This is a genomic window from Bradyrhizobium sp. USDA 4472, assembly GCF_054058595.1.
On sequence record NZ_JBSSAM010000001.1, the window covers coordinates 1,388,185 to 1,414,337 of the forward strand.

Genomic DNA, 26,153 nt, shown 5'->3' on the forward strand with positions numbered 1-26,153 from the left:
CGTCCGCCTGGCCAGCGGGGAAGGAGCCGGCGCGTAGCGCACTGGACGGGGTTTTCAGCTGAAACCTGCATCTCTTTAAATTCGCCGCACTTGTCGTGGGTTAGAAAATGCACTTACCGACCATTATTCATTCAGCTTTCCGCCCGGCCAGGCGGTCAGGTTTTGGAAAGCTGACGTGAGTAGCGAAAGAACACGAGGGCGACGCTAGCGAACGAGACCATGGACCAATTCAACAATATCCACCCCGCCGATAAGGAACCGGCCGCGTTCGATGCCACCGTAGAGCAACCCGAACGGCAGCAAGCCGATTTTGAGCAGCACGTCGGAGATGCGCGTTCGGCTGGCCCAATATATCCGCACAGGGAGCTTTATGATGTCTCTGAGGAAGATGATCGCTTGATCCAGGCAGCGTCCACCGCTGCGCTCGAGCGAGGCCCACCGCCAGGTCCAACCACTGTCAGCATTTATGATCGTCGACTTCGTAAACTAGCCGAGTTGCTGCTGAAGGAGTCAGGCAATTCAATGGCTGGGCTCGATGACGATGCGTTACTCGGTTACGCCAAGAAACTGCTGCCAAATGACAAGGTGATCGCTTCAGCATTGTTGATGGTCAGCCGCTACCGCGAGCCTGACGCCATCGCTTGGTCCACTGAACATTACCGTCCTTGCAAGGAAGATGCACGCCTCATCAAGGTGGCCGCTGAGGCAGGCTTCGGTCGAGCAATCGACCCCAGAACGGCTTTAAACTATGCTAGCTGTCTACGGAAGCTAGCGGCAGCACTGCGACCCTCGTCAATTACTGAGCTCAGCGACGACGCGCTGCGCGGTCATGCCGCCACTTTGTTTCGGAATGACAAGAACCTTATCTACGCCTTGAACAGGCTTCGCGAGTATCGGGAGATCACCGGTCAGGACAATTTGGGAGGACAAGGAGTCAGCTCGAGTGTGGCAACAGATCCGGCCGCCCGCTCTTCCATGCAGGTTCTCGTTGATCATCATTTGGGGAATGCTGCGGATCAGGGTTCACCGCCGGCTGGCAATTCCAATCCTCTGCCGGTTCGACACGAAATAGGTTTAGCCGCTCATTCTGCCATACAGAGTGCCGCCCAGGACGTGCTTTTCGACGCGGAACGGAGCGACGAGCTTCCAGCCTTCGGCGTCAATGCCCCCTTGCTTTGGCAGGGAATGCGTGGCCCAGCTTGCTCGCCCGTGCAAAGTTTCGCTCAGGAGGCGCTTTTCGATGCCGCCGATCGCGAAGGCTTACTGCCAGCGATATCCTTCGATGCACGGGAGCTTTGGCCAACGACGAGTTCGGCCCCCCACTCGCCCGGGCAAAGTGTCGCCCAGGAAGCGCTTTTCGATGCCGTGGATCGCGAGGGCCTGTTGGCAGGCGCACCCTTCAATGCTCCGGTGCCTTGGCCAACAATGAGTTCGGTTGTCCACTCGCCTGTACAAAGTGTCGCCCAGGAACAGCTTTTCGATGCCGCGGATCGCGAGGGCCTGCTGCCAGGCGCGCCCCTCAATCCTCCGGTGTTTTGGCCGAGAATGAGTTCCGTCGCCCATTCGCCCGCGCAAAGTGTCGCTCAGGAAGAGCTTTTCGATGCCGCAGATCGCCAGGACCTGCAGACAGCCGCCGCTTTCGATGCTCTGGTGGTTTGGCCAACAATGAGTGCCGTCGCCCCCTTGCTCGTGCAAAATGTCGCCCAGGAAGCGCTTTTCGATGCGGCGATCCGGCAGCCCAGCGCTCAGTCGCCGAGTCCTGCCCCTGAAGAAGACTTTGGACGAATGATGAATCGAGATGCTGCGGCCCCGCCTACACTTGATTCGACATTCTCCGCTGCCGGCGAGAGCTTTGACGCCTCCTTCGCCGTTCCCGAGAATTTCTTCCATGGCACCCAGCCGGCACCGGACATGCTGCGCTCTGAGCTCAGACGCTGGGGTCTGTTGCCGGATGCAGCACAGCGGGTAAAGACCTACGACATTCACGGTGAACGCTATACGGCCGTGTTAGGACCGCGTGGGCGTGATGATGTTCAGCTCATCCATCTGCAGTCTCCTCCTGTCGGCGATACATTTGATGTTTCGTTCGCCGTACGAAAGGACTTTTCCCATTGCACGCAACTGGCCCCCGACGTGATGCTTTCCACGTTGGGCAAGTGGGACTTCTTGCCTAACGCAGAATATCCACTCATGAACTATGAGATTGACGGCGAACGCTATACGGCCGTGCTGGGGCCAAGAGGATCCAATGACGTTCAACTGATTCATCACCCAAGGTTCGTTTCGAGGAGAGAAGCTGCGCCTGCGACGCCGGCGGCTCCCCCCGATACTTACGACGGCCGCGCATCTGGGTTTGATCGACCCTCCTGGTTCGAATCGCCCGCGCCGCACCTCCAACTGCCGACCGCAGTGCCGCTCTCCGGCCACCCCCTGGTTCCGCAATTGCGTGAACTCGGAGAGTTGTTCGGGCACGACTGGAGGCACGGTCCGCGAGAAGCTTCGCCTCTCGTGATTGACATGCTCCAAAACCTGGGCCTTCTGCCGAGCCAAGGCGTCCCGATGACCGGCTTTTTGATCCACGGCCAGCCCTACACGGCTGAAAGCCTACCCGGAGGGCGCGTTATTCTCTTCCATCGGCCGCAATTTGGCTGACTGCTCGGCGGCACCGCGGGCAACCGCTAAAGGTCCCGCATCCAGGTCGGATCATGTTATTTTCAGAAATCAGAGTCGCGTCCGAACGACAATTGAAACGGTGAGCAAGCCCCGTAGCGGCCATTCATAAAATGATCTTTAGCCGGTGCTCCAACCCTACGACTGCATTCGGCAGCGCGGACCTTTCAATTGAAAGACAAAGCCGCGCATGAAAGATACGAGCGCATCCTGGGGTGGCCGCGGGTCAAGCGAAATCATCCCCGAGCCCGCGGCTTGATCGGCTTATGAATACACGACCCAACAGGCCGGAGGGAGTGCGGACGTTTCTTACCCGGCTCATCTGAAGTGTTCTGCTGAGAAGCCTTGGCACCAACCATCTGGTGACAGGGCGAACCGCCGATCCTCCAATCGCTGAGATGGACTGGAGATCGACGGCCCTCATGACTTACCTTGGTCGAACCGTAGTAAGTTGGCGCACCTCGAACTTTCCCAGAGCGGAAAGACAGCCAGAAAACCCCTGAGCGCCCCTGTGCTCTTCCTTACCAGATGAACCTTGCGCCATCCGGCAGTTCGCAGATGAATTCGCCCTGGTTCACAAGCTCCGTGGTTCCGACAACAAGCTTCGAGGCTCGCACCGTCAGCTTGCCTTCGCGGCTAAGGCTATGGCGGATGTACTCGGTCACGGCATGTCCAGAGCTGTCGACTGTTTGGTGAGCATTGGCGAAACTGATTCCGTTCTGGACCGTCACCCTGAATGCATTGATGACCAGACCGGCCTGCGTCGCCGATGCAGGCTTGCCGCCCTCAGCGGAGTTACAGCGGCTCATATCCAGTACGAGCTTCACATTCTTCCCCGCCTGCAGGGCATTGAGAACCTCGGTGTATTTCGGCGAGGGCTCATCGGCTCGCGCGACCGCGCTAACGCTCGCGACCGAAAGCAAGGACAACAGGATAGTCAGTCCTTTGCCGGTGATCTTCATATTCTCTTCTCCCTCGATAAGTACCACAGCTTACGTTCTTCAAGATGTTCGTGCTGGCAAGCTGTTTGGCTTTCATTCAGCAAGCGCGCTCACGCCTGTACAAAAGCAGCGTCCCGCAATCAGGCGCAAGTCGTTGTAACGGCTATTCAGACATCACAAGATCGTAGGTCAGGATTTTGAGGGGCTCCACCTCGTGGGCGTCGACTAGAAGGATTTGCTCGATGGCCGCTTGGAACCCACAAAAAAAAGACGAGCGGTCGCGCTAGTCCGCTGCAGGCCTAACGAGCCAGGAGATGAAGCCGTCACATCTGTGGAATCAGATGATGCACGAAAGAATCACTCGATCATCCGCATGCGATTGCTTGTACATCTTCGTCAAGGACTGTCTGCGATAGGCGACGCATCCGCAACAAGGTGGCGGAGCGAACCCGACGCCGCGATCCCGATCTAAGCCTAGTCGAATCGGAAGTGGCAGAAACAGAAGGCAGCGGTTAAGCTCAATGGCCTCTTTCCGACCGTCAGCTTCTCGAAAGCTGCACCTGCAACAGTCAACGCTGACAGGCGGCACTTGGAAGGGAGAAAGAGAGATGAACGTCGATCCGAGGAATGCCGCCGACAATTCCTTTGAGATTCAGCAGCCGCGCTACATCGGTGGACAGCATGACCAGCTTAGCGTGCAGACGAGCGCACCGGCAAGTTCAGAAGCTCAAGCGAGCTTTGAGCAGCAGCTAAATGACTTGGCTCTAGCCGACTCGGACTCGTCCGCCCCAACCTTGGAGTCAGTCTCCTTAGCGTCAAATTCCGCGATGGCAGCGCCGTGGTCTGCGCCAAGCGAGGCGGCCCCTGAACTCAGTCGCTATCCAGCCTCATCATTCGTCAGTGCGCGCGCTCAGCTTGCCGCAACGTTGACAGGTGCCACTCTCGAAGCACTTCAGAAGGAAATCGAACTCGCCCGACAGCAAGCAGCACGTTGGTCATCGGAGACCGAAGTTGCCAATGATCGAGACCGCGTATTCGACGACGTTGCGGGATCGTCATATGTCATACTTCGTCGTTTTCAGAATCGGGACACTGATTGCAAGCCCCATACCGAAGAAAACACAAGCGCAATATCTCATGTTCGAAGCACGGCTCGGGATCATGCTTCCGTTGGAGATCCTCTGGAACGGTATCCCATGGATCGGGCACGCCAGGCTGGATGGCATATGCGCGGCAAGACGACAACTTCTCCATTCGTGTCTTTGGTCGAAGAGCCCGCCAAACTGAGCGTTTCGCGTGACCACTGGGCGAGAGCGATAGCCAACAATGCCAAAACGCTGCACACTTATGTGGTACCGAAATCTGCGGTCTGGACACCTGACGACGTGCTGAGCAGTATCGCTATCGGAATGAATGCGGGAGACCAGGACAACGTCGATGCGGATGTGGAACTGATGTGCTCGCTGGGCAGAACGCCGACCCAAGAGACCGAACGCTTGTTCCTGGGCGGCAATTTGGACAGCTACCGAACCGCCAGCCAAGAAAACCCCTACCAGCGGAAAACGGGCGAGAAGTGATTTGACAGGCGGCAAACGAGCAGTTCTCGGGCATTCCACCCTTTCGCCATAACGCCCACGCTAACGACTCCTTGCCCCAGCAGTGCCGTTTCACGACCCGGGTAACACTTAGCGACTACATCACCCCATACCCTGAGCAAGGGATGAAGCGCGCCGACATCCAAAGAGGTCGCTGCTGCTTCCTGGAGGAAACGCGCGCACCGCTTTTCGTCGCACACATCCCCTATTCGCTACCTGGATGTGTTCCATCAAAACAATCGATTTTGCCGATCTTACCCAAACGTCTCATAATCGATCGCGACCTATGGAGGCAGCATTCAAGAATGTCGCGTGGCAATCGATTCTCTTACAGCTCTCTGCCGCTTAACTCGGCTCGCGCGCTCGCGCGTCCACGATGCCAAGACTCGCTTCCTCATAGGGGCGTCAGTCCGCTCGTCAGCGTCTGCTCACCAAAAATGAGACGCACGGGCTTGACCTAACACCGAGACGTCACGTCCCTAGCGCCAGCAAAGACGACTAGCGCCAAATGCTGTAATCGGCTGTCATCAAGCGACGCCTTGATCGGGTCGACGAGCTTCTCATGACATGGCGAGAGACGCGAGTGTTACCTGGCGGTCGATAGTCTGGCTTCGGACCGTGTCGCCCTCGCTTAAATAACCGTCGCGGTTTCGACAATGCTGGACCAGCGCCCAAATCCACTTGAATCTCACCTAGCGTCAGATTGTAGCATTTCCGACAGACCGCGACACACCCCCCGCACGCGTGAACCGTTCCTGACAGGTAGCGAAATTGCGAACGTCTGAAAATCACAAAGTCCACCCGACATCGCTTATGTGGGAGCAGAAGACCTCACGCTGCTACTCTGGCAAAAAGAGGAGTCGTCACGTGAGCAATTCGCTTGAGATCTCTATCTCGCGTCTGCCGTGCACCAAGCTATGTCAAATTAGACCGCCGTATCTTTTTAGCGCCGTCCAGATCTACCGCGAGCGCCCTCTTCAAGCCGAATACTGCATTGGTCTCTCGTATCGTGCATCTCGGTCCGAGTCATCGCCAGATCCGTGTCGCAAGCCCGGTGCTGTTGTATTGGCGTGATCTCCACGGCACGACGGCTCAACAACCCAGCAACATCGCCATGGACCCAACGAAATAGGAAAGTTTCTAACATGTCGGTTTCATTCTTTCGTTCGGCCACAAATGCAATCGTCTTTCGCGCTTTGGCTTCGATCGCGCCACTTGGCGCTATTCGCCCTGCGGGCGCCCCGCCAGCGGATGGAAGAGGGGCTGTGATCGGTCTACAAACCAGTCGGCAGGCCGCTGCGGCCTTGATGTCCTCAAAAAAGAGCAGGTCTGTCGCTGACACCGCAGGCATGCCGAGCAGCGCCGACGGTGTAAAAAGGCCGCGCTCAGCAGTCGAGTCGAAGACGACAGATCGGCAAGCTTTGATGGCCCTTGGGTCTGTTCCGTCCTCTCGCTTCGAACTCTTCGTATTCACATCAGTGCAACCGCCTCTCAGGCTCATCGAATCCCAGAGGTAGATGTGACTTGCTCAGGTCGTGGTGTGGTGGACGAAAGGCGATGCAATGCGAATTCTTCTGGTTGACAATCACGCGGACTTCGTTCGTGACGTGAAGGACGAACTGTTAAATTGCGGCTTCGCCGTTGACGTGACACGAACGCTGGATGAGGCCGCGGCAGCGCTCGATTGCGCGAATTACCATATGGTCCTGCTCGAATTGGCTCTGCCGGATGGAGACGGATTGGACTGGCTGAAGCAGTTACGGCGCGACGGGCGGTCTATGCCGACCATGATGATGAGTAATTTCAATGATCTCAGTCAGCGGATTGCTATCTTCAATGCCGGCGCGGATGATTTTCTGCCCAAGCCTGTTTCTATCGACGAACTCATTGCTCGCATGCGGGCTATTCTGCGACGGTCAACGCAGATGACGGCGCCGGTGGTGACATTCGGTAATTTGCATTTTGATCCCATCGCGAGACAAGTCTCGGTCGGTGGCCGAGTGCTGAGAATTGCGCGCCGCGAAGTGTGCATTCTTGAACATCTGCTCAGCCGCGCGGGCCGTACCGTGCCGCGCACATCTCTCGAAGATAGCTTGTATGCATTTGACGACGAGGTCTCGACCAATGCGCTGGAGGTCGGGATCTATCGCTTACGCACGCATTTAAGCCAGGCGGGAGCAACGCTCAGGATCAAGACCGCGCGCGGTGTCGGCTACACCCTTGAACTCATTAGCGCAGCATCGGCCGCCTAGCCGATCTAACTTGAAAGCAACACTCCCTTGAAGCTCCTTAAAATGGACCACGGCTCTGATGCGCCGTCGATGGTCGCCAGCGGCTCCCATCATGTCCCGCTTCTCCGCCTCGCACGCGCTCTATGCGCGCTTGCTCTGTTATTTCCAATTGCTGTCACAGCTCAAACAAAAAGCAGTGGGGAACCGCAACGTGCTGCGCCTGACGGCAACACCGGCACGCTCAATCTTACCTCCTCACAGGGTAAGACGGTTCGTCTGAACGGACCGGCAGCGAGCATCTTTGTTGCCGACCCCGCAATTGCTGATTATCAGGCGCCGTCGAACACGACGATTTTCGTGTTCGGCAAGAAGTCCGGGCGGACGAGCCTGTTCGCTCTGAACGACAAGGGAGAGGCTCTGGCCGAGCTGCGCGTTGTCGTTACCCAACCGATTGAAGATCTGCGAGCCGCACTAAAGGCTGAGGTCGGCGACTATCCAATCCAGGTCAGCTATACCCCGCGTGGCGCAATGCTTAGCGGCACGGCACCCAGTGCCGATGTCGTCGAGCTAGCCAGGAAAGTTACTGAGCAGTTTCTTGGGGCGGGCTCGCTGGTTGTCAATAAGATCCAGGTCGCCGGCTCGTTGCAGGTCAATCTCAGCGTAAGGGTGGCAGAAGTCTCCCGGAGCGCGGTAAAGGATCTCAATATCAACTTCTCCGCTTCCGGTCCAAACGGCGCTTTCCTGGTTACCGGCAAACCGGGCGGCTCCAGCGCGGCAGCTGGCGCGGCGGCCGGCGGCGGCACTATCGGGATCGGGTTTAGCGCTGGAAAAACGAATTTAAGCGCTGTTCTGGACGCGCTCGCGAGCGAGCACCTCGCTTCAATCCTGGCTGAGCCGAATCTGACAGCGATGTCCGGCGAAGCCGCAAGCTTCCTTGCCGGAGGCGAATTCCCCATTCCGGTGATGCAGGATAACCGGCAGGTTTCGGTCCAATTTCGCCAGTTCGGCGTGAGCCTCGAGTTCGTTCCGACGGTTCTCAACAATAATCAGATCAATGTCCGTGTGAAGCCCGAAGTCAGCGAACTGTCGAGCGAAGGCGAAGTCAAAATCAACGGCATGGCGGTCCCTGCCCTCTCGACTCGGCGGGCGAGCACCGTGGTCGAGCTCGCCAGCGGTCAGAGCTTTGCAATCGGCGGCCTCATCCGGCGGAACTTCAACACTGATGTCGACGAGTTTCCCTGGCTCGGCGATGTGCCGATCCTGGGCGCGCTGTTTCGCTCCTCATCGTTTCAAAAACGTGAAACCGAGCTGGTCATTATTGTCACCCCCTACATCGTGCGGCCCGGACCGAATCCGAACCGGATGAGTACTCCGAGCGAGCGCATCTCACCGCCTTCAGACGCGGGGCGGATTTTGACGAACACGGTGGCCAGACCGCCGCGAGACCGCGATGCGCCTCGCGCCAGCGCACCAGGATTGACCGGCAGCGCCGGTTTTATTATCGAATGAGGATCACTAAACAATGAGTTTGCGATATCTGTGCTACCCCATCGTTATCGGAGCAACATTGGGGGGCTGCGCCAATACTGCTTCGATCCGTCCCGCGCCCGCCGGCCAAGAGATCGAGGTCGAGCAGAAGAGTAGCGTATTGTTCCTGCAGAGCCTTCGTGGCCCCGAACGGCATCGGTTGCGAAGCTTTATTGCAATGACTAGTCGCGGCCGGCCGGATGCGCTCCATGTGGGTATCATCGGCGCACCAAGACTCATTGCACAGGTCGCCCACGAGGTTCGCGCCATGGGCGTTGCCAACTACAACATCCGCCTGTTCGCCTCTCGTATGGATTTGCCGGCTCGTTCCGGGGTGAGGATCGAAGCCATTACCTTCGAAGCCCATCCTCCGGTCTGCCCGTCGCTCTCCATCGTCGGTCCTACAGTGAACGACAATTCGTTCAGTCCAACCCTTGGCTGCTCAGTCCGAAATAACCTTGCCGTCATGATCAATGAACCTGGCGACTTGTTAGGCAATAGCGCTGTCATGCCGACCAGTGGTGATCGTGCAGTACTTCCCATTACCCAACGTGGGGCCACGTCGTCGGGCAACAGGAGCAATTCGGACGATGAAAGCCATAACAGGGTTGCGCAAGAGAACCAATAAGCGGCTCGTGAGACCCAAGCAGCATGGCCGTTGGTTGGCGTTCTTGTCCATATCAGTCTTGGAATCCGCCGACGAGCGATCTGGACTCCAATTCCCCGGGTTCTTTTCTTGGGATCTTGCAGATCAGGTTCTCGGACAGTGGGGTCGTTGACAAGAGAGTTTAGCCATAGCTGGTTTGGTACGGACGCTAAACTAGGCCGGCGGCAAAGACCGCCTTTGCAACCCTCTCGAAACACTCCATCGGAACGGCCTTCCCCATGACACCTTTTCGGATCAGCTGACGCGCCAGCACATCATCCTTGACAATGCTCAGACGTCTCGCGCGCGCCTCCGCCAGTAGCTGTGAGGCCGTTTCGCCCTCACCGCGGCACACCAGCACCGGGACGCCGGTCTCGCCTCGAACGTAGCGCAGCCCAATCAATGTCGCGCGCCCCCTCAGTATCACTGTCGCCCGTTGAATTCCGAGCGGAGACTCGTTCGACGACTCCCGGCGGAGCCTGCGGTGTTCACCCTTGATCTGCGGATTACCATCCTGTTCCTTGGATTCGCGCTTGGCTTCGCTCTGCGTCATGCGCATGTCGCGCAAGAACAACCAACGCTGAATGAGCAGATCGGCCAAGCCGCCAATCAGAAGAGCGCCGGCAGCAATGGCGATCAGAACTTTGAGCTCCTCAAAGACGAAACCGAAGCAGCTCAAGTCGCAAACCGGCAAGTATACCAGTGCCCTCCAACTTGCGAGCACGGTGAACACGAACGCACCGCCGAGAACCAACACCTTAACGATAGACTTTCCAAGCTCGACAACCGACCGCTGGGAGACAATCCGCTTCAGCCCTTTGACGGGGTTCAACTTCTCAAAGCTGGGTTTAAGCGGCTCAACCGAAATCGTCAGCCCGCCTCCGGCCAAGGCACCAGCCAGCATCGCCGCAACGACCGCGGCACCTAGGATGGGAGCCGCGGCACTTATAGAAAGGTCCAACAATCCGAGCAACGCCTGCCGGACCGCACTGTTGAAGGGTTGTTCCTGCAGCTTGTCGATCAGCCGCACGGCTTCGCGCCATCCGTCTTCGATCGGGCCGGCCCTGAAGCACAGGCAGCCGAAACCAGCGCAAAGGCTTGCCGCAGTCACAAAGTCGGCGCTGCGCGGGCTCTGCCCTTTCTTGCGCGCGTCCCTCAGCTTCTTGTGGCTTGGTGGAAGGCTTTTCTCTTCGCTCGTGTCGTTCATTTCAAGAGCTTCTCGAGCCACTCCAGCACGCCGTTGAACTGACTGATCTCTGCTTCCATATAGTCGATCAGGAAGACGGCGTAGCTGACCATAATGATGCCAAAGGCAGCATTTTTGATGGTCGGAGAGAGATCGTTCAGCTTGATTTGCGGCGCAAAGCGCCCGAGCAGCATGAGAGATACGTCGATCAGAAGCAGCAGAGCCAGCACGGGCCCGGCGACCACGAGCGTCGTATGCATGATATGGTCGAGAAGCCCGATAAACTCCATCGCTCCTTGGTGGGTCAGGGGCGGCAGCAGCCGATACACGGGCCAGATCAGGTAACTTCCATAGAGGGATCTGACCATGGTCTGCAGACCTCCTGATACAACGAAGATAGTGATCGCGGCAGTCCCGAGAAAGAGCCCCATCGGGGCGGTTTGACTGCGTGTACCAGGATCGTCCACCTGACTGGAGATGCCGCGCTGGGTGTCAATGATGTCACCAACGGCCTGGATGCTCCAAAGCGGTATACTAACGAGAAAGCCGAACAGCAGGCCAATAAACATCTCCTTCAATCCCAGGAGTGAGACCGCAATCATACGAGTGCCCGGATCTAGTGTCTGCAAGCCGTTCCTGATCTGCATCAAGCAAGGCAATCCAATCACAATCGCCGCACTTGCGCGGATAACCCCGCTAATGTGCGGTCGCGTGAATACCGGAAGAACCAGCATAATGCCGAGCGGCCGGGCCGCGCCAAGTCCGGCCGCAACGACGAACTCGACAGCAGTCTGAATCAGACCTTGCGTATCGGTGGGTGACAACGCATCCATCTGAGCTCAGCTTGTGGTTAAATCAGCCAATGCAATGTCGCACCTGCGTCGCCACATGTGAGATGTCAAGAACTCTGCAGATCTCGCTTCCCAGAGGCTGGAGAGCGACATGCCACCCCACAACGCAGGTGACTTCGAATTCAACTGTCCACATGACTATAGCCATTCGAAGCCGAGGTATGACCATCCGATGAAAGGACCGGCGGACTCACCAGGCTTCTTCCACACTCACCGCTCGAAGCGCTGTTTGGAGGTCTGAGAGCCTCGAATCTTTCATCAATCTCGCCATTCTATGGGGTCGGTTTCGAGCGGCCTCTTCATTCGCAGGCTCATTCCCAAGAACGCCAGAATCATTGAGCCGCTTGCAATCAAAGCGGTTCGCCCGTTCACTGCGCGACAACTCGCCAGGCAAAGAGTCTCAGCAGGTAATTCGTCTCAATCGGATTGATAAAAATTCCAAATGGGATCATTCTTCCTCCGAATACGGCCGGCCCAGGGAGCCGAACACGACAGTTCGGATATCTATCCGTCTCATGCTAGTGAGGCGAGCTTTCAATAAGCTGACGAACTCGTCCTCTTGCGGTTCATCATAAAGGCCGACAAACACGACATATGCGAAGTCTTGCGTTCCGCGCACTAATACCTCGCTGTGAGAGCGGGAAACTCAGTGAAGATATGCTGGGCTTGCTCGATCAGCGGCGCGCTCAGCACCGGAGCAAACAGAACGAGCACGGCGACGACCACGAGGAGCTTCACAGTAAGCGGCAAGGTTTGATCCTGGAGCTGAGTTGCTGCCTGCACGATGCCGACACCCAATCCAGCCACGAGGGCTGCCAGGAGCGGCGGTAGAACCCAGATCATGAACAGGACCAGTGATCGGCTCAAGTGGGTGAGGATGCTGGCCTCGTCCATCTCAACTCCCCGGAGATGCGTAGCTTAAGACCAGCCCGTGCATGAGCCGCGACCAGCCGTCGATTGTGACGAACAGAAAGAGCTTGAAAGGAACGGATATCATTGTTGGTGACACCATTGACATGCCCATGGCCATCAGAATTGTCGTCACAATTAGGTCAATTGTGATGAAGGGAAGATAGAGAAGGAAACCGATTTCAAACCCACGCTTGAGCTCCGAGATCAAAAAAGACGGCACGAGGATCGCAAAATCATCGGCTGTTGCGTTGGCGCGCATCTCCTCCGACCAGATATGTTCCGTCGATGACAGGAGGAACGTGCGCTGCTCCTCAGTCGTGAACTTTTTCAGATGGGCGCGCAGCGGCTCGCTGCCCTCCTTTGCGGCGGTCAACCAGTCATCGGCGGTTTGGTAGCGAAGTTGCATATCGGTGATGCGGTTGTAGGTTTGCTCGAATACTGGGGCGCCTATGAACACGGTAAGGATCAAGGCAGCGCCATACAGAACGATGTTTGGTGGTATGGACTGAGTGCCGAGCGCGTTACGGATCAGGAAGAGAACGACAGAAACCTTGATGAACGCCGTTGTTGTGACGACTGCGAACGCCAGCAGGCCAAGGCCAGCGGTCGCCGCAACAAGCGCAAGGATGCTCGGTTGAATGTCAACCATTGACCGCCAACTTGCTACGTAACCGGATACCCAACGCTTCACCGACACGTACGATGTCGCCGCGGCCGATCAATTGACCATTCGCAACAATATCGACCGGAGCGTCCACCGGCCGCACAAGCTCGAACACGTGCCCCTCGTTGATGCTTCTCAACGTACCCAGCGGGATGGGCCAGCGGCCGCATTCGAACACAAGCGTGATCTCAACACTGTCGAGGTCGGCTTCCGAGGGTGGGATTGCTTGCTCAGCTTGGGGGCGTATGGTCATATTTGCATACCTTAGAGGATTGGACTGCAGGCGGAATGGCCCCCGAAGGATAAGTCTGTCGCCCGCGGCTTGCGCGGGCGCCCACAACTTGTCGGCAGCGAGGATGAGCTGGCCATGGGCAAATGGAATGACGTCGGGCAGCAGCGCGTCCCCGCGCTGCGCTTGGCGAAGAAGCTTGATGGGCGCGCGCAGCGAGCCAATCTCTCTCGCAATTACGACCGGCAATTCCGAAGAAATATTGCATAAGTCTCGCGGTAATTGGCCGATCAACTCGCCCAAGGCACGAAACGCAGGCGGAACCAGACCGTCAAGAGGCGCGAACAAGAACAGGCGGGCCTTGGCCCTCAGCGGCCCGAAAGTAACATCGAGCTCCAAATAGGGGTCTTTGGCCGTTGCGTCTTCGACCCGGATTAGCTGCAAATTTCGCGCGAGCACGATCTCTGATTGAGCGATCCAAGGCTCCAGTGCAAGTTCGAGAAGAAGCGAGCGGGTTGGATCGGAAGGTAAAGTAAGGCCATCCTGGACCGTTGAAATGAGTGCCTCGACGAGAAGTCGGGGCAGGGACAACACAGCGGTCTCGCCTCCGACGCAAAATACGCAGTCGAGCATCGACATGGCATATGGCTCGGCCCGCCAAACGAGTCGACTCATACGGATCGATAGCGGCCTATCGCCGGTGCGGCCCTGAAAAACCGTGCGCGGTGCGGCGATCTCGTTGAGCAACGAGATCACTTCATGCGACAGCTTTGCCGCTGGCTGAAATGGTGCGAGTTCACCCATAGCATTTACCGACAGTTTCCGCGGGCGCAGCTCGCGACGCATTAAGATAACTAGCCATCAGTTCGAGCTACCGACCGCCTGGCAGCGCGAACCACCCTTGTATCGGAGCAAGACCTCGTCGTCGGCCTCGATTTCGGCTGCAAACTCCGAACAGAGAGCGGTAGTGCGCTGGACATCGCCCTCGATCTCCTGCCATTTCTGGCTCGCAGTCGAACGCTTGGCCCATATGTTCCGCGCCTCGTTCACTGCCTGCTGGGCCTGCTCGTGCGCGATGTGCGCCTGCTCGCGCTCCTGGCGTGTCGATTCGATCTCTGCTGCCAGCCGCCCAAGGACTAGTTGACAGCGACGGTCGAGCTCGGTCACGGACATCGTCTCGAGCGACGCCAACTCCTGATAAAGTTCAGCTTCGACCTTGGCGCGACGATTCTCCGCGGCTTTAAGACTCTCACACGCTCGCTGCAGCGCATTGATCGCAGTTTGGAGTCTGGCTTCCATGTTCGACAATTCACGAAGCGCGCTTCGCTCTCTGATGTCTTTCACCTGTCGCAATTTCGACGCTTGCACGAGATTCAGGCCGCCAGACGCGACATCCATGAAATGGTCTCCTCAAAGCTAGACGGCTGGTCCTGTCCCTGGCGCAAGAATGCGCGCAGTTCCTCAATTGAATCGATTGCCCGATCAGTCAGTGGATCGCTGCCCGGCTTGTATTCACCGACCTTAATCAGGAACTCAGCCTCATTGTAGCGCGAGAGCAAATCGCGGAAGACGGATGCCGCCTTGCGATGTGGACCAGAGGCGACCGCATCCATGACACGACTTCGGCTCGACAGCACGTCGATGGCGGGAAAATGCTCTCGCGAGGCCAGCGCGCGCGAAAGAATGATATGACCATCGAGAATGCCGCGCGACTCTTCGGCGATCGGATCGCCCGTGCCGTCACCTTCGACAAGCACAGTATAGAATGCCGTGATCGAGCCCCGCTCGCCCATACCGGCTCGCTCCAACAGACCAGGAAGCAGAGCAAAGACGGAAGGAGGAAAACCGCGCCGGGTGGGAGGCTCTCCGGCGGCAAGGCCGATTTCGCGCATCGCACGGCTAAATCGCGTCAGCGAATCCATCATCAGAACGACCTGCAAGCCTTGATCACGAAAATACTCAGCGAGTGCGGTCGCCATATGAGCGCATTGCGCCCGCTCCATTGCCGATCGATCGGATGTCTCAACGACAACGATGGTGCGAGCGAGGGCATCGCCGATATGACGTTCGATGAATTCACGCACCTCGCGTCCACGCTCTCCTATGAGCGCAACCACGGTGACATCGGCAGCCGCGCCTTTCACAATTTGCGACATCAGCGTCGACTTACCGCAACCGGCATCTCCATAGATTCCGATTCGCTGACCTTCGCCACACGTCAGAAGTCCATCCAGCACGCGAACGCCGAGCGGAAACGGCTGCTCGATGCCACGCCGCCTCATCGGGTTCGGCGCCTTGCCGCGGAGCGGATAGGTCTGGACCGTCTTTATCGGCCCCTTGCCATCGAGTGGACGGCCGAAGCTATCGATCACGCGGCCTAGCAAGTCAGGCCCAACTGACACTTCCTGCATGCGTCCGGTCGGGAGCACTTCCGCGCGATGGGACAAGCCTACCATATCGCCGATGGGCGTCAGCAACACCCCGTCCGGCAGCAAACCGATGACTTCGGCCTCAAGTGACCATCCGGAAGCGTGGTCCTGCAACAGGCAAAGTTCTCCAACACGAGCCCCTGGCAACACGGCATGAAGCAAGGTGCCAATCGCGCGCGTAATCCGTCCCCGCACGGCACGCGTATCGACATCCTTTGCTGCGACTCGTAGAGATGTTATCGCCGCATGCACATCTCCTTCTCCGGCCGCTTGATCATGGCCTGATCGTTGGGTCATCACGGATAGAGTTCCTGAGAGGATGGATTAAGGCCGAGACGCAATGTGCGGAGCTGGGCGGCGAGTCCTAAATCGACACTGCCGAACTCACTCCACAGAACGCACTGGTCCGACGCTACGGCCGGGTCCGGATTAATTCTGACTTTCGGCCGACCATCCGTTCCATCGAACGCCAGAAATTCATGCCTTAGTGCATCAGCGTTCACAGGAGACACGTGAAGGCATAGTTCCGCGCTGCCATATCTTTGCTCGACCGCGTGACGAACGGTCCTTACCAACATTTCACCCGGATCAAAGGAGCCCAATAAATCGGTCAATATCTCAATGACGAGCTGCGGCAACTCTCGCTGCAGAACGGCTTTTCGCCGGGCCACATCGGAAGCAACTTGGGCGATCAGCTGCGCCATTTCCTCCGAGCCTGACCCAAGACCCTCGCAGTGGCCGCGCTCCCGCTCCTGCTGATAGGCTTTCCTTGCCCAACTGCGAGCCTGCCGCAGGTATCGCTCGGCTAGCGCGCGCGTCTGCACCGCATCGGACCAGATACCAAGTTCCGCGGCTGGTATGAGGGGACCAAGCGGCCGTATCCGCGGGCTATCTGGCAAGGCTGTTTCATTGTCAGTCATGCCGCAGGCTCCTCCGTGGCCAAGTGGGCCACCACCAAAGCCAGTAACTGACCCGCTGAGTTGTGGTGTTCCGCTGCGGGGGATTCGGCGGTGGTCCCCACGGGTAAGCGGAAAAGAACGCGCACACGGTCAAGCTCTGACGCGTCCTTGAGCCAAGCGCCAAGGCAGGCACATCCGTCATGTTCAATCTGGCTCGCAAGCTTCTGCGGATCGTCAATCGATGTGGTTGCAACGGCGCTCGATAAGTGTCGGATTGCGAAAGCATGTGCTTCCGCACCAATATTTTCGATCAGAATCGCGACATCATGCCTTGACACAAGCTTCCGCACCGAACGGGCATGCCAGATACTGCCAGCGAGCAGCGCCGCCGTACGCGGATCATGCCCGAGCAGAACGTCCCTACCCCAATCGATTCCGTTCGAGGCCAGCTCATTGCCTAGCAGCAATTCTACTAGTCTTTGCTGCAGTCTCCGAGTCTTCTGTAACCGCAGCACTGTGTCGGCCGACAGCGGCCCATCAAGATGGCGGGCAAACCGGCTGGGATGGATCAAAGCGGCAAGCCCGCGCAGGCGATCGGAATGCGGGTTGAATGAATAATTTGGGTCAGTGGATGCCATCGATACGGACCTGCTGCCACTATTTCGGGTCGGAGGAGAGCTTTTTGCCGGCGGACCGGACCGTCGGCTTGCCGGCATCTCTGCCGAGACTTGTCACTTTGCGCCAGGATTGACGAAGCTGTTGCCCACGTGTGCTCAGCAGCAAAGATAGCATGGCCAACGCGGCGAGCGCACCTCCTGCACCGACCGCGATGTGGGTTGCGATCAACTTGCTTGGACCAGCGGAAGCTGTTGCTGGCACGACGGAGACCTCATGCTGAGCCCGCTCAACCGGCACGAACACGACCGCCACCTTGTCGTATGATAGACCTTCGATGCTGTTGGCGACGAGCATCTTGATCTGCGGTAGCAACGCTGAGAGCTTGGCGTTCGAGGCGTGTCGAATGAACACCGACGCCGAGGACGGAGTTGCATCCTGTCGCAAAAGATCATTCTTCGGCAGAACGACATGAACACGCGCGGAGAGAACCCCATCGATATCATTGATCGTGCGCGACAATTCTTCGCTGAGAGCATAGACGTAGCGAGCTCGCTCCTCAACCGGAGAGGCAACAAGGCCCGCCCCCTTGAACACCTCACCAAGGCTCTTGAACGGTTGGCGCGGCAGGCCCTGGTCATTCAGCAGCTCGATTGAGTAGGCGAGCTGCTTTTCCTCCACCTGAATTGTGCTGGTCCCATCCTTACCCACGACACGAATGGCATCGACACCCTTGCTCAGGAGCAGCCCAAGCATCTCGTTAGCTTCGCGCTCCTGAACTTTGGTATACAGGTCAGCTTTGCAGCCGGCCAGGCTCAGCAAGAGCGGCAACAGAACGAGAGCATAAATCCGCTTTCCTGCGGGACAGCCGCTCCTGAGCTTATCTTTCGTCAAGACAGCCAAAGGGTCGCTCAGCCCGCCGATAGAAGCTTATTCAGAGATGAACTAACAGCACCTGTCCCCTTCGAGAGGAGCGAAACCTGGATGACGCCGTTGTAAACACCCCGCAGATTCACCAGCGCCGATTCGAAATGATCCACACCTTCCGGTTTGCCCGCTGGACGTACCTCGATTTGCTGTACACGCAAGACTGGTTGCGCCGCCGGGCCAAGCTGCAGACTCTTGGTAGGATTAGGCTCGTCGACGATCGTCGGCGAAACTGCACTCGACGGAAATGGTGTAACCTGGTGCATAGCAGAAATGCTCTGAAGGATGCGATCGCCGAACGGGCTCGCCGGCGTGACAGCGCGCTGGACTTCCGGCAGCGATGGAGCCGGCGTGCGCTCGGCCACAGAAGAGCCAGCACCTTGGCTCGAGGCGGCCTGCGCAAGACTCTCGTCGAACTGGGCATGTGCCGGCGAGCATCCGCCGGCGGCACACTCGACCGAATTGGAAGAGACCGACTTGATGTCGAACAACATGGAGGAAATCATTGCTATCCCGTAGTGAGATGAGCCATCTGTTCACACGAATGGGGCGGGACCTTAGAAAAGCAAGCTGACCGAAAACTGACGAGCAGCTGCCATTTAATGATCACGGTCAGCTTCCAATTTGGGGGGAAGCATCGGCTTTCATCCGGTGCTCGTTTTCATGTGTAAAAGAGCAGAAATGCTCATCTCCTCCACAGGACAGCACAACTTGAAGAAAGTTCTCTATGCCGGTGTTTTCATTTCCTTGGGCGTCGTTGAGGCGCTCGGCGCGCCCCTGGCGCTGCCGTCGACGCCTTATAGTTACACAGTTCTGGATCAGGACCTCGCGGCCGCGCTGCAGGAATTCGGCAACAACCTAAATATCAGAGTCAATGTCAGCACCGGGGTGAAGGGGCGGATTCGCGGGCGAATGCCCGATCTCCCACCGCGAGACTTCCTCGAACGGTTGATCAATTTGTACAATCTCCAATGGTACTACGATGGGCTGGTGCTCTACGTATCCGACGCGCATGAGGCGCAGAGCCGCCTTTTGGTCTCGAGCCCAATCAACTTTGATGCGTTCAAGGCGGCACTCGATGCACTCAACATCTCAGACGAGCGTTACATTGTCAGAGCAGTACCGGGGGATGGCCTCGTCTTCGCCTCTGGTCCACCCCGCTTTGTCGCGCTCGTGGAGCAAACACTGAAAGGACTTGTGGCCGAGGCACAGGCACGACGAAACCCGAGCGGTAGCGGAAAGCCACCGAACGACTCTGTTTTGATGCTATTTCGGGGATCTTCCAGCGTGGTCGTTCGCGAAGGACGACCGAATGACAATCCTTCGCCGGAGGTATCACATCAAGAGGGCGTGGTCCACACACCCGATTCAACTAATAAATGACTTATGCTTATGACCTGTGTCGGCTTTACGAAAGCTACTGCTGCCAATGTCAGAGCTCGGGTGTGTAGATGGCCGTTGCCGCAGCACGGCGCAATAAAAGTCCAGACCGCAGCCGGATGCGACCCAGACTTTTGGCCAGCAGCATTGGCGGTCGCGCTTTGCACTTTAGCGCCTCACGCGAGCTTTTGAACAACTCTACGAAATCCGTCATGCAAATGAGCTTCGTCGCACAAGAATGAAAGCCAGCCGGTTTTTCAAAGGGACGAACAGGATGGACTTTGCCGTGCTAAGCCCGGTGGACAACAGCCCAGCGTCCCACTGGTCCTCGGAGGCAGATCATCGCGTCTCGAGCCATCAGCGAGCGGCCCACATCCCAACAGCCGATCGCTCAATACCGCGGACGCCTCCGATTTCGGCAACGACCCTGTTTGGCAATTATAGATCCTGGGCTAACGCGGGCATAGCCCACGTTGCGCGCACCGGTTGCTCCGCTGGAGATTGGAGATTTCGCCTTGACGAAATGTCGTCGCGCCAGACCAAGTGGTTCTTCACTGGCCAAACTGCGAGGTATGCTCTGATCGAAATGCTAGGGAACCGCGATCTTGTACCGACGGCGCCTGGGACGTTGAACTATATACCGAATGATAATCGAGATAGTCCGACGGTATTCTTCCGGATCGACGCGCCAGGCATTCTTCATGTCATCATGCTTAGCCGCTTGGCGAGTGTTCGCTCGAAGCGCCAGTCAAAGAGTATGGTCCAGCGAGGGTCTGAGATGAATAAAACCCTCTCTCGCATTCGGTCATGTGAGGCACAGCCAGGACGGGTAGTTGGCCCGGAGAGGCGAGTGATCGGGCACAGCAAGCAGGCCGATTCCGATATCGAGGCCCCATCGCCGTCTTTCACAAACTGTCATTTTGCGTCTCGTCGTGAAACCTCTGCGCGCCGTCAGCTTTTGGAAAGCTAATCAAACCTATCATACGGCGTGAATGTCTAGGGGCGATGTGCCTATAGATTGTAGGGAAACTGAGTGCTGGAGGCGCACGGAGCAATCGGAAGCAAGCGGTAGGAGCCAGACGCCTATCGACATTTCTTGCTCGCGGTTCGTCGCCATTCTCGGGCTGCGCCACATGACCGGTTGTGGTGCGATCTCAAATCAGAGGACGTATAATGTCAGTCAACAACGTATCGCTAACCGCCAGCACGACTTTATCCGCACTGGCCCCGGGGCCATCATCGGCGCGGGATCTTTCAAATTTCGAGGCGATGCTGGCTAGTTTCTCGTTGAAAGACAAAACCGAGGCCCATTCCGCACCGCAGGATCCGGCGGCTACGGACCCAGCCAAGCAGCTGACCGAGGAACTTACGCAGGAGGTGCGGAACATCCTCCCGCCGGAGATCAAGGCCGCACTGGACGGATGTCAAGAGACCCCAGAGTCTTCCTCGCCCGATTCCTCCACCACTGTGAGCGTCCCGAAGATTGCAGAGGCACCCGTACAAAGCTCCAGGATTACGTGGAACAGCGGTACGCTGACCGATTCCGAGCTGCAGATTGTGTCAGTGCTGAACCGACACAAAGACAAATGTCCGCTGGATTGGAAATCTCTTGGAGATCTGGCCAACGATCCGTCCACACCGCCCGATCTAAAGGCGGCGATTGAGGCTCTGCAACAGGACCCAGAGCTCTTCTATGCGATAGGTTCGCAAGGTGACGGCCGCTGCGGCGGGAAGATCAAAGCAGATGATCTCTCCGGCTTCTCCGACCACCATCCGCAGGTTGCTGCCTTCCAGGAGCAGCGGGCAAAGAGCTATACGCAAAACTACATCCCTTCCGATGGCACCCGGAATGGCGAGCCATCCGTTATGACCCAGACCGATGCATTGCGCGAGCTCTATCGGTATTCCGACAACCTCCCTAGGACCCTGAGCCTTGCGGATTTCAAGCGGATCGTCGACGGCGAAGCTAAAACTGGCAAATGCCCGCCGCAGGTCCTGGCGGCCGCTCAATATTTCCTCGACCACCCGGATGAATGGAAGCAGTTGTACGGTGGCTCGATAGACAAGGTTCACAAGGAGGACTTCCTGCAGGTTGCTTCATCATCGATGAATCTCACGCAGTCCGAGCTCGATACTCTCAATACCATCAGCACGAACCAAAACGCTTTCTTCGGGAAGGGCGACCTGACCTTGGAAAATCTGGCGAGCATGGTCGATGATAAGAGCCTCGCGCCCGAGGTGCGAAAGGCGGCCTCCCAGCTGCTCTCGGATCCTGTGTTGTTCGGGCTGATGAACAACGCTATTACGGGCTACAAAACCCACCACAAGTTCTTCGACTTCGGCGGCGGGCATACGGTCGATTCCGGCAACATCAGCAACAGCGACTTCAAGCAGTTCTTCAACAACATGTCGGGCGCGAACCGCACCGTCCATCAGGTGAAGACGCATGCCGCCCGAACGCCTGCCGAGCAAGACGCGGTCGCGGACATGACGATGGGCGTGACAGACCAGCCCGATGTCAAAACCCCCAAAAAGAACGGTGGCGCCTTCATGCACGCACTTAATGACGTGCTCAAAGTTGGCTCTAAGGTACTCGACTGGGCCGCGACTGCAGTCGGTGTACTTGGCTTCATTCCAGGGTTGGGTGAATTGACCGATCTGGCGTCAATGGTGCTCGAGGCCGAGGCGCAAGCTGCAAATCTTCTTCACACTGCGATCAGTGGCGGCAACATAAAGCAAGCGCTGGAAGAAGCCGGGCTGAGCCTTGCGGCACAGGCGGTGGGCTGCATCGCGGGACCTGAGGTCAAATTAGCAATGCGAGAAGGCCTGGTGAAGCAGGCAATTCAAGAAGCCGCGACCGCCGGCATCAACCTGCCGGTTTCGGTGGCCCAGTCCTACGCGGAGGATTATCTGAATAGCCTGAAGGCCCGCATCGAGTCCGATCGCTTGCAAGCTGCAGGCGCTTACGCTTAGGCCAAGAGCTATCCTCTCATCACGCTGGAAACTGAGCTTGCGCGGCCTCCGCGCGGTTGGGCCTCTCTGCCGAGCAGTAGGTGGCGCAAGCTCTACCAGATACTTGAGACCGCCCCGGAATCCGGGGAACTGATTTCGGTACTTCAATGCGCATGTATGTTGGCCGCACTCGATCGCCCAAGTCCGACCTCAAACCCAGTCTGCCGCTGACGCCGCCTCTCAACACACGATGCAATAACATTGCGCCACAGACTGGCCGCAGCGCCAAGCCTGTCGATTGCACAAGGATCGAGAGCACCTTGGTCGCGAGCGGTAGGAACCGATGGGCTTTTAGTCGAGCGGCGGGCTCCTAATCGCTCTCCGTGAAAGGTCGCGATCGACGGATCTGCCATAAGGCTGCCTCGGGATCGATGGATCGTTCCGGTGCTAAATCAGCCGTCACTCTGACTGTCCGCCTCGCTCCCGACCGGGTCAGGCTCCGCGCCGCTTCGCCTGACCGCAAGCAAATCGCTGAAAAGAGCTCGGAGGCATCGCAACGAACGTGAGCCCGAGCTTGCAGCACGTCGGCCCCAAAACGCTCTTATTAGTAGTGCCTTTGATATTCCGCCTTTGAACGCTTTCGAAGCGATGAGCAACGTGTTCACCCGATCAAGCTTCACAGACCATCGCTTGTCTCTATCCATCTGATCTCCAGCTTTCGCCGGCGACCTATCAAATACGGCGTGCTGGTGAAGACGTTTAATGAGGATCGACGATCGGCTCATTGCACTTCTACGGCTCGTCAGCTTGTCGAAAGCTAAGACTTGCATACTGAAGGGTGGAAATTGCCTCCATTGGCACATCGAACTGACATAGGAGAACCCGATGCGCGTTACGAGCTCTAACGTCGCTGGGCACGCTGATGCTGACCTCCACGCCGCCGGCGGCAAAAGTGGCGGCAAAACAGGATCTCACAAGCCGGGCGAGCGCGAGAATCATGGCCGATCGCCTGATGCAAACATTCCCGTAAACAGCGGCGCCTCCACTCCAGGCGGCAACTCGCATGAAGCCGCCATGCAGCAAGCGTTCAACGTCGCTCTGGGAGCCGTTGCTCTCCAATTTGCGAATAGTGCAATGAGCCATTTCGACGATGTCATGGCCGAGACAGACGAGGATTCCTGACGCCGCATATTGCGACGCTAGGAAATAGTCGCCGCATGTAGCGGCGAAATTCGAGCACACAGGAGAATAGTATGACTAAAAATGTTGGTGCGTCTCATACCTCAGCCGCAGGTGGGGCAGCCGGCACCGCAACTGCTGCAGCCACTTCCACCGCCGCTGAAGTTGCTGGAGAGGCGGCATTCCAACGGCAAATTGCAGCTCTGACTGCGACCAGCACAAAGGCTGCTGAGAGGGACGTGGAACTTCGCGTCGTCTCGACCGAGCTCTCGACTGTCAAGAAAGCGGCCGACGAACGGGTGCAGTAAGGGACGAAACGGGGCGGCGTCGCCGCCCCACCTTCCCCGGCTGCTTAGTCTGTGAAGTCGCAACGGGCCGTACGGTTTTGCCGTACGGTCCCGTTCGCTGTTCAGGAAACCAACCGTGAATGAACCAAATTGCCCGCACTTCGAAGTGCTGTCGGGGTGTTATTCCGGGCTGACAGGTAAAGTAGGGACCGGATCGTGCCTGATTGGCAGCAGCCTCGATGCAGACTTAATCTTCGTCGAACAAGGCCTCGAACCGCGCCATCTTCGTGTCACCCCGCATTCCAATGCAATCGAGATCGAGGCCCTTGCGGGGGACGTCAGGATCGAGGGGCACGAGACAATTTTACCAAATGAGCCAATTGTTGTCGCTCTTCCTGTCACTTTGCATGCCGGCGCGATGTCAATTCGCTGGACAATCGAGGACTACAAACAAGCTGGCTCCATCCACCGCCGGCGTATATTGCTCGCAGTGCTCGCCCTGGCCCTGATCAGCTCTGCCGCCGTTGCCGCAGTCGCATCCAGTTTTGTCCAGACCGACAGCAGCATGGCATCAAGTGCGTCGTCCCCAGCTAGCGACATTGCACCAAAACTGGCGCTCAGCGCTCCTGATGCTCTCGCCACCGATGCAGCTGCCGGGCGGCTGCAAGAGGAGGTTGATAGAGCAGGCCTTGTCGGGATCAAGATCGGCTCTGGGGCGGGCGTTGTCACTGCCGACGGCACCGTTACACCCGCCTCGCTCCCCACATGGCGAGACGTCCAGCAGCGGTTTGATCACAATAGCCATGGGGCTTATACGCTCGTCAATGCGGTCGCCATCAAGGATGAGAAGACGCCCCCCACAATCGGGGTCGAGGCTGTTTGGCGCGGGAGCGATCCCTATATTGTCATTGCTGGTCAAAAGTATTTCGTCGGCGCGCTCCTGACCAATGGATGGACCGTCTACGGGATTGAGAAAGGGCGTGTTCTGCTGAGCCGGGATGGCCGGCTTGCCACTCTACCCTATTAGTTTTTAGGCCGCAGGTAAGGAACGAAAGTGCCATGACTAGGCTTCCCCCCAATGCCCTCGAGCCTGGCACCTCTTTTCAGGAGCCAAACGTTGACCATCATGCATCTGACAACACTCCGGTTAATTCTCGAGCCAAGTCCATCTGGATTGATCGGACACGGGGGAATGATAACAAGAGCCACACCTCAATTTCTCATCATAGCCACGTGCTGGATCGGTTGGTGGACTCCACGATCGAGAGCGCGCTCGAGCTCAGTTCGATCGATGCAGTTTCGCGCATCAATCTCGACGAGGCGCGCGCCTCGCCAGGTCAAGTGGAACCGGGCTCGACACTCGCTTGGCTTAATGAGCCCACTCTGGCGCAAAGTCTCCTCTCATTCGTGACACCGCGCTTACGTCATTCGCATGTTCTGCGTCCAGAGCAACACGGCCTTCTTCTGGAGCGTTTGGCTGATACGCTATCAGCCGCGCCCCCCGAAGATTTGGGTTCACGTGAAGGCGCCGCGCTTCTGCAACTGGAGCTGAAGCGATTAATCCTGCTCCGACAGAGCCACAACGGCTTGATCAAAGGCTAGTAAAGGCCGGGTCAGACAAAGTGCAACACTCCACATCTACACAGCCGGCAATCGTTGCCGAAGCCGGCGCTGTCGAGCTGATCTCCGGGCCTGAGCGAGATTTGCTCTGCGTGCTTTCTTATGCCCACCTTGCGTGTGGACAAAGCGCCAAGAGCCTGACTCTGTTACGGCTGATCGCCCACGAACAGTCTCAAGACATCGGCCTGCTCCGCATCCTAGCCTACGCTCTCATCTCGGAGCGTCGCGGTGACGAAGCACTGTCGGTATTGGACAAGCTTGACAGACTGGATGATGAGCCGTCTTCGTGTCTGCCCTTGATGCTGATGCGCAGCCACGCCCTGCGTCACGCTGGCCGCATGACCGAAGCGCGAGCCGTCTTCAAACGCTATGTTTTGTTGCGTGGCAGCACAGCTGCAATCGAACAACAATAA

At 57.6% G+C, this 26,153-nt stretch carries 24 protein-coding genes; 12 read left to right on the forward strand and 12 right to left on the reverse strand.

The genetic code is table 11. From position 1 onward, the window contains the following. Positions 1–219: 219 nt before the first annotated feature. Positions 220–2,652: a hypothetical protein gene (locus ACVWZ4_RS06165; protein ID WP_456701489.1), complete on the forward strand. Its 2,433-nt coding sequence runs from the start codon at positions 220–222 to the stop codon at positions 2,650–2,652. 539 nt (positions 2,653–3,191) lie between these two features. On the opposite strand, the gene ACVWZ4_RS06170 is transcribed toward ACVWZ4_RS06165, so the two are convergent. Then, positions 3,192–3,632 (reverse strand): VirK family protein, encoded by a 441-nt coding sequence (locus ACVWZ4_RS06170; RefSeq protein WP_456701488.1) that lies wholly within the window; start codon positions 3,630–3,632, stop codon positions 3,192–3,194. 587 nt (positions 3,633–4,219) lie between these two features. On the opposite strand from ACVWZ4_RS06170, the gene ACVWZ4_RS06175 reads away from it, so the two are divergent. The 4 genes from ACVWZ4_RS06175 to ACVWZ4_RS06190 all read left to right on the forward strand — a co-directional run bounded on the left by ACVWZ4_RS06175 (position 4,220) and on the right by ACVWZ4_RS06190 (position 9,592). Next, entirely contained in the window at positions 4,220–5,188 is a 969-nt protein-coding gene (locus ACVWZ4_RS06175) for a hypothetical protein (protein WP_456790064.1), read from the forward strand. A gap of 1,580 nt (positions 5,189–6,768) precedes the next feature. After that, positions 6,769–7,458 (forward strand): response regulator, encoded by a 690-nt coding sequence (locus ACVWZ4_RS06180; protein WP_092235790.1) that lies wholly within the window; start codon positions 6,769–6,771, stop codon positions 7,456–7,458. Positions 7,459–7,500: 42 nt separating this feature from the next. Continuing rightward, entirely contained in the window at positions 7,501–8,946 is a 1,446-nt protein-coding gene (locus tag ACVWZ4_RS06185; RefSeq protein WP_456701486.1) for a type II and III secretion system protein family protein, read from the forward strand. Positions 8,947–8,959: 13 nt separating this feature from the next. Next, positions 8,960–9,592 (forward strand): CpaD family pilus assembly lipoprotein, encoded by a 633-nt coding sequence (locus ACVWZ4_RS06190; RefSeq protein ID WP_456701485.1) that lies wholly within the window; start codon positions 8,960–8,962, stop codon positions 9,590–9,592. Between the two features lie 187 nt (positions 9,593–9,779). On the opposite strand, the gene ACVWZ4_RS06195 is transcribed toward ACVWZ4_RS06190, so the two are convergent. From ACVWZ4_RS06195 to ACVWZ4_RS06245, 11 genes are all read right to left on the reverse strand, one after another. After that, positions 9,780–10,817 (reverse strand): EscU/YscU/HrcU family type III secretion system export apparatus switch protein, encoded by a 1,038-nt coding sequence (locus ACVWZ4_RS06195; RefSeq protein ID WP_456701484.1) that lies wholly within the window; start codon positions 10,815–10,817, stop codon positions 9,780–9,782. After that, positions 10,814–11,629, reverse strand: coding sequence for a type III secretion system export apparatus subunit SctT (gene sctT, locus ACVWZ4_RS06200; RefSeq protein WP_456701483.1), 816 nt, complete (start codon positions 11,627–11,629; stop codon positions 10,814–10,816). Before sctT ends, ACVWZ4_RS06195 begins: the two co-directional genes overlap by 4 nt. 636 nt (positions 11,630–12,265) lie before the next feature. Continuing rightward, positions 12,266–12,541: an EscS/YscS/HrcS family type III secretion system export apparatus protein gene (locus tag ACVWZ4_RS06205; protein ID WP_456701482.1), complete on the reverse strand. Its 276-nt coding sequence runs from the start codon at positions 12,539–12,541 to the stop codon at positions 12,266–12,268. A 1-nt stretch (position 12,542) separates the two neighbouring features. Then, positions 12,543–13,208: a type III secretion system export apparatus subunit SctR gene (sctR, locus tag ACVWZ4_RS06210; RefSeq protein WP_456701481.1), complete on the reverse strand. Its 666-nt coding sequence runs from the start codon at positions 13,206–13,208 to the stop codon at positions 12,543–12,545. Continuing rightward, entirely contained in the window at positions 13,201–14,256 is a 1,056-nt protein-coding gene (gene sctQ, locus ACVWZ4_RS06215; protein WP_456701480.1) for a type III secretion system cytoplasmic ring protein SctQ, read from the reverse strand. Before sctQ ends, sctR begins: the two co-directional genes overlap by 8 nt. Positions 14,257–14,313: 57 nt before the next feature. Continuing rightward, positions 14,314–14,850 (reverse strand): hypothetical protein, encoded by a 537-nt coding sequence (locus ACVWZ4_RS06220; RefSeq protein WP_456701479.1) that lies wholly within the window; start codon positions 14,848–14,850, stop codon positions 14,314–14,316. Further along, the gene (gene sctN, locus ACVWZ4_RS06225; RefSeq protein ID WP_456701478.1) at positions 14,826–16,178 is read right to left on the reverse strand and encodes a type III secretion system ATPase SctN; all 1,353 of its coding nucleotides are present in this window, start codon (positions 16,176–16,178) and stop codon (positions 14,826–14,828) included. Before sctN ends, ACVWZ4_RS06220 begins: the two co-directional genes overlap by 25 nt. Further along, positions 16,178–16,801 (reverse strand): type III secretion system stator protein SctL, encoded by a 624-nt coding sequence (sctL, locus tag ACVWZ4_RS06230; RefSeq protein WP_456701477.1) that lies wholly within the window; start codon positions 16,799–16,801, stop codon positions 16,178–16,180. The genes sctN and sctL overlap by 1 nt, the downstream gene beginning before the upstream one ends. Beyond that, positions 16,798–17,418: a nodulation protein NolU gene (locus ACVWZ4_RS06235; protein ID WP_456701476.1), complete on the reverse strand. Its 621-nt coding sequence runs from the start codon at positions 17,416–17,418 to the stop codon at positions 16,798–16,800. The genes sctL and ACVWZ4_RS06235 overlap by 4 nt, the downstream gene beginning before the upstream one ends. Before the next feature lie 19 nt (positions 17,419–17,437). After that, positions 17,438–18,244: a type III secretion system inner membrane ring lipoprotein SctJ gene (gene sctJ, locus ACVWZ4_RS06240; protein WP_456705159.1), complete on the reverse strand. Its 807-nt coding sequence runs from the start codon at positions 18,242–18,244 to the stop codon at positions 17,438–17,440. Between the two features lie 62 nt (positions 18,245–18,306). Then, on the reverse strand, positions 18,307–18,816 hold the full coding sequence (locus ACVWZ4_RS06245) for a nodulation protein NolB (protein WP_456701475.1): 510 nt from the start codon (positions 18,814–18,816) through the stop codon (positions 18,307–18,309). Between the two features lie 187 nt (positions 18,817–19,003). Here ACVWZ4_RS06245 and ACVWZ4_RS06250 point away from each other — a divergent pair, with 187 nt between their 5' ends. The 7 genes from ACVWZ4_RS06250 (at position 19,004) to sctY (ending at position 26,153) form a co-directional block, all read left to right on the forward strand. Beyond that, on the forward strand, positions 19,004–19,705 hold the full coding sequence (locus ACVWZ4_RS06250) for a secretin N-terminal domain-containing protein (protein ID WP_456701474.1): 702 nt from the start codon (positions 19,004–19,006) through the stop codon (positions 19,703–19,705). A 1,170-nt stretch (positions 19,706–20,875) separates the two neighbouring features. Then, positions 20,876–22,675 carry an HrpF/NolX family T3SS translocon protein gene (locus tag ACVWZ4_RS06255; protein WP_456701473.1) on the forward strand — a complete coding sequence of 600 codons (1,800 nt, stop codon included), beginning with the start codon at positions 20,876–20,878 and terminating at the stop codon, positions 22,673–22,675. Between the two features lie 864 nt (positions 22,676–23,539). Next, positions 23,540–23,836, forward strand: coding sequence for a hypothetical protein (locus tag ACVWZ4_RS06260; protein ID WP_456701472.1), 297 nt, complete (start codon positions 23,540–23,542; stop codon positions 23,834–23,836). A gap of 71 nt (positions 23,837–23,907) precedes the next feature. After that, on the forward strand, positions 23,908–24,141 hold the full coding sequence (locus ACVWZ4_RS06265) for a nodulation protein NopA (RefSeq protein WP_456701471.1): 234 nt from the start codon (positions 23,908–23,910) through the stop codon (positions 24,139–24,141). 115 nt (positions 24,142–24,256) lie between these two features. Then, a complete protein-coding gene (locus ACVWZ4_RS06270; RefSeq protein WP_456701470.1) occupies positions 24,257–25,147 on the forward strand; it encodes a SctD/MshK family protein in 891 nt (296 codons plus the stop codon). A 221-nt stretch (positions 25,148–25,368) separates the two neighbouring features. After that, a complete protein-coding gene (locus ACVWZ4_RS06275; protein ID WP_456701469.1) occupies positions 25,369–25,722 on the forward strand; it encodes a hypothetical protein in 354 nt (117 codons plus the stop codon). A 20-nt stretch (positions 25,723–25,742) separates the two neighbouring features. Continuing rightward, positions 25,743–26,153, forward strand: a complete 411-nt coding sequence (gene sctY / locus ACVWZ4_RS06280; RefSeq protein ID WP_456701468.1) for a type III secretion apparatus assembly chaperone SctY — start codon at positions 25,743–25,745, stop codon at positions 26,151–26,153.

Bases quoted from the DNA above. Each gene is read 5' to 3' on its own strand.
- ACVWZ4_RS06235 (WP_456701476.1), bottom strand. From the start codon at position 17,418: ATGGCATCCACTGACCCAAATTATTCATTCAACCCGCATTCCGATCGC.
- sctT (WP_456701483.1), bottom strand. From the start codon at position 11,629: ATGGATGCGTTGTCACCCACCGATACGCAAGGTCTGATTCAGACTGCT.
- sctL (WP_456701477.1), bottom strand. From the start codon at position 16,801: ATGACTGACAATGAAACAGCCTTGCCAGATAGCCCGCGGATACGGCCG.
- ACVWZ4_RS06250 (WP_456701474.1), top strand. From the start codon at position 19,004: ATGCTCATCTCCTCCACAGGACAGCACAACTTGAAGAAAGTTCTCTAT.
- ACVWZ4_RS06195 (WP_456701484.1), bottom strand. From the start codon at position 10,817: ATGAACGACACGAGCGAAGAGAAAAGCCTTCCACCAAGCCACAAGAAG.
- ACVWZ4_RS06245 (WP_456701475.1), bottom strand. From the start codon at position 18,816: ATGTTGTTCGACATCAAGTCGGTCTCTTCCAATTCGGTCGAGTGTGCC.
- sctN (WP_456701478.1), bottom strand. From the start codon at position 16,178: ATGACCCAACGATCAGGCCATGATCAAGCGGCCGGAGAAGGAGATGTG.
- ACVWZ4_RS06220 (WP_456701479.1), bottom strand. From the start codon at position 14,850: ATGGATGTCGCGTCTGGCGGCCTGAATCTCGTGCAAGCGTCGAAATTG.
- ACVWZ4_RS06180 (WP_092235790.1), top strand. From the start codon at position 6,769: ATGCGAATTCTTCTGGTTGACAATCACGCGGACTTCGTTCGTGACGTG.
- ACVWZ4_RS06265 (WP_456701471.1), top strand. From the start codon at position 23,908: ATGACTAAAAATGTTGGTGCGTCTCATACCTCAGCCGCAGGTGGGGCA.
- ACVWZ4_RS06165 (WP_456701489.1), top strand. From the start codon at position 220: ATGGACCAATTCAACAATATCCACCCCGCCGATAAGGAACCGGCCGCG.
- ACVWZ4_RS06185 (WP_456701486.1), top strand. From the start codon at position 7,501: ATGGACCACGGCTCTGATGCGCCGTCGATGGTCGCCAGCGGCTCCCAT.
- sctR (WP_456701481.1), bottom strand. From the start codon at position 13,208: ATGGTTGACATTCAACCGAGCATCCTTGCGCTTGTTGCGGCGACCGCT.
- sctQ (WP_456701480.1), bottom strand. From the start codon at position 14,256: ATGGGTGAACTCGCACCATTTCAGCCAGCGGCAAAGCTGTCGCATGAA.
- ACVWZ4_RS06205 (WP_456701482.1), bottom strand. From the start codon at position 12,541: ATGGACGAGGCCAGCATCCTCACCCACTTGAGCCGATCACTGGTCCTG.
- ACVWZ4_RS06170 (WP_456701488.1), bottom strand. From the start codon at position 3,632: ATGAAGATCACCGGCAAAGGACTGACTATCCTGTTGTCCTTGCTTTCG.
- ACVWZ4_RS06260 (WP_456701472.1), top strand. From the start codon at position 23,540: ATGCGCGTTACGAGCTCTAACGTCGCTGGGCACGCTGATGCTGACCTC.
- ACVWZ4_RS06255 (WP_456701473.1), top strand. From the start codon at position 20,876: ATGTCAGTCAACAACGTATCGCTAACCGCCAGCACGACTTTATCCGCA.
- ACVWZ4_RS06175 (WP_456790064.1), top strand. From the start codon at position 4,220: ATGAACGTCGATCCGAGGAATGCCGCCGACAATTCCTTTGAGATTCAG.
- ACVWZ4_RS06190 (WP_456701485.1), top strand. From the start codon at position 8,960: ATGAGTTTGCGATATCTGTGCTACCCCATCGTTATCGGAGCAACATTG.